This window comes from Phenylobacterium sp. (genome assembly GCF_030698145.1).
GTDB lineage: Bacteria > Pseudomonadota > Alphaproteobacteria > Caulobacterales > Caulobacteraceae > Phenylobacterium.
This window is the reverse complement of record NZ_JAUYNW010000032.1, coordinates 1-2,738: the sequence shown is the minus strand read 5'-3', so window position 1 is coordinate 2,738 and position 2,738 is coordinate 1. Positions and strand designations below refer to the sequence as shown.

Genomic DNA, 2,738 nt, shown 5'->3' with positions numbered 1-2,738 from the left:
GGGGCTGGAGGGCAAGGAGCACGACCAGGTGCTGCTGGGGGTCACCGGTTCCGGCAAGACCTTCACCATGGCCAAGGTCATCGAGCAGACCCAGCGCCCGGCCCTGATCCTGGCGCCCAACAAGACCCTGGCCGCCCAGCTTTATTCCGAGATGAAGAGCTTCTTCCCCGAGAACGCGGTGGAGTTCTTCGTCTCCTATTACGACTACTACCAGCCCGAGGCCTACGTCCCCCGGACCGACACCTACATCGAGAAGGACAGCTCGATTAACGAGCAGATCGACCGGATGCGCCACTCGGCGACCCGGGCGATCCTCGAGCGCGACGATGTGATCGTCGTGGCCAGCGTCTCCTGCATCTACGGCATCGGCTCGGTCGAGACCTATACAGCCATGACCATGACGCTCGAGCCCGGCCAGCGGATCGACGAGAAGCGGCTGATGGGCGACCTGGTGGCCCTGCAGTACAAGCGCAACGACGCGGCCTTCGAGCGCGGATCGTTCCGCCGCCGAGGCGACACCCTCGAGATCTTCCCGGCCCACTACGAGGACCGCGCCTGGCGCATCAGCCTGTTCGGCGACGAGATCGAGACCGTCACCGAGTTCGACCCCTTGACCGGCAAGAAGACCGCCGACCTGGAGGGGGTAAAGATCTACGCCAACAGCCACCACGTCACCCCGCGCCCGACCCTCAACCAGGCGGTCATCGCCATCAAGGCGGAGTTGAAGGAGCGCCTCGACTGGCTGGTGGCCAACGGCAAGCTCTTGGAGGCCCAGCGCCTGGAGCAGCGGACCAATTTCGACATCGAGATGATCCAGGCCACCGGCTCCTGCGCCGGCATCGAGAACTACAGCCGCTACCTGTCGGGCCGCCGCACGGGCGAACCGCCGCCGACCTTTTTCGAATACATCCCCGAGAACGGTCTGCTGTTCGTCGACGAGAGCCACCAGTCGGTGCCCCAGATCGGCGGCATGTACCGCGGCGACTACCGCCGCAAGTTCACCCTCGCCGAATACGGCTTCCGCCTTCCCTCCTGCCTCGACAACCGCCCGCTCAAATTCGAGGAGTGGGACGCCATGCGCCCGGCGACCGTCCACGTCTCGGCCACGCCCGGCAATTGGGAGATGGAGCGCACCGGCGGGGTCTTCGCCGAGCAGGTGATCCGCCCCACCGGCCTGATCGACCCCCCGGTGGAGGTGCGCCCGGTGACCACCGGCGGCTTCAGCCAGGTGGACGACGTCATCGACATGGTCCGCCAGACCACGGCAAAGGGCTATCGCAGCCTGATCACCGTCCTGACCAAGAAGATGGCCGAGGACCTCACCGAGTACATGCACGAGCAGGGCCTGCGCGTCCGCTACATGCACTCCGACATCGACACCATGGAGCGGATCGAGATCATCCGCGACCTGCGCCTGGGCGCGTTCGACGCCCTGGTGGGGATCAACCTGCTGCGCGAGGGCCTCGACATCCCCGAATGCGGCCTGGTGGCCATCCTCGACGCCGACAAGGAGGGCTTCCTACGCTCCGAGACCAGCCTGATTCAGACCATCGGCCGCGCCGCGCGCAACGTCGACGGCCAGGTGATCCTCTATGCCGACCGCATCACGGGCTCCATGGAACGCGCCATGGCCGAGACCAGCCGCCGCCGGGAAAAGCAGGAAATCTACAACCTCGAGCACAACATCACGCCCGAGAGCATCAAGAGCTCCATCAAGGAGATCCTGGCGAGCGGCTACGAGCGTGACCGCCCCTTGGTCAGCGCCGGGGTGGCGGAGGACTCCAAGCCGTTCCTCGGCGACAACTTCAAGGCCACCCTGCGCGACCTCGAAGCCAAGATGCGCCAGGCCGCCGCCGACCTGGAATTCGAGACCGCCGCGCGGCTGCGCGACGAGATCAAGCGGTTGAAGATGCTGGACCTGGAGTTCGCCAACGACGTGCTGACCGCGCCTGGGGAAGAGGTGGATCGCGGGGCGGTGAAGCGGGTTAAGGCGGAGGCTCGGGCGGAGGCGCAGGAGCGGTTCCGGAAGGGGAAGCTGTAGGGGGATTGCTCGCCCAATGTCGGACCTTCGCTCCACCTAAACGCGCGAAGCTCCGCCATTGCCTGTCACCCAAATTCCACACCCGGCGAATAGTCGTGCTTAACGCCACGCCTCGGCTGGCGGGGACGGAACTTCGCACCCACCTCAAGCGTAGGCACTTCAAAGGGCGTCCCAAGTCGAAGCGGTCCATGGGGGACCTCAGGCACGCCTCGGGGATAGACATATGTCGCCTCCTCTTTCAGTCGTGGCCGACAACTCGGCCGCCGAATCCAAGACCGCACCGAAGCTCAACGACCTCTCCGAGCGCATCCGCCGCCTGCAGGCCGAGGCCAAGCATCTAGCCCGCGAGCACATCCGCAGCCTGGAAGCCGCCCTGATCGAGGTCGAGCGCGTCTCGGCCGAGATCGCCGACGGCGGCGAGGCCTATCCCGCCGGGGTGCGCGACATCGCCCGCCGGCTGGCCGAGGACTGCGAGCACAAGGTCCAGGCCATCGAGGCCATCGCGTCCCGGAACTGACGGCTCGTTCCTAGATCCTCCCTCAGCGCGGAGCGTGTATTGGGGGAGCAACCGTAGTTAGGCTGGCGCATGTCTCCAGTCTGTGTTGTCGCGGATCATGGCGTTGAGGGTGACGAGGAGCCGTCGCATGCAGGCGGTGAGGGCGAGCTTTGTGGGCTTTCCGGCCTGGACCAAGCGCTG

General features: G+C 65.9%; 2 protein-coding genes and 1 pseudogene. 2 read left to right on the top strand and 1 reads right to left on the bottom strand.

Going from position 1 to position 2,738, the window contains the following annotated elements; genetic code table 11:
* Together uvrB and Q8Q77_RS04095 are read left to right on the top strand one after the other, a co-directional pair.
* Positions 1-2,041, top strand: a 2,041-nt coding sequence (gene uvrB / locus Q8Q77_RS04100) for an excinuclease ABC subunit UvrB (protein WP_305581450.1), incomplete at its 5' end; no start/stop codon positions are given.
* Positions 2,042-2,264: 223 nt separating this feature from the next.
* A complete protein-coding gene (locus Q8Q77_RS04095) occupies positions 2,265-2,558 on the top strand; it encodes a hypothetical protein (RefSeq protein ID WP_305581448.1) in 294 nt (97 codons plus the stop codon).
* A gap of 57 nt (positions 2,559-2,615) precedes the next feature.
* Here Q8Q77_RS04095 and Q8Q77_RS04090 read toward each other — a convergent pair.
* A pseudogene (locus tag Q8Q77_RS04090) lies at positions 2,616-2,738 on the bottom strand (IS110 family transposase); the annotation flags it as partial.

Excerpts from the sequence above, each read along its gene's own strand:
- Q8Q77_RS04095 (WP_305581448.1), top strand. The coding sequence starts at position 2,265 with ATGTCGCCTCCTCTTTCAGTCGTGGCCGACAACTCGGCCGCCGAATCC.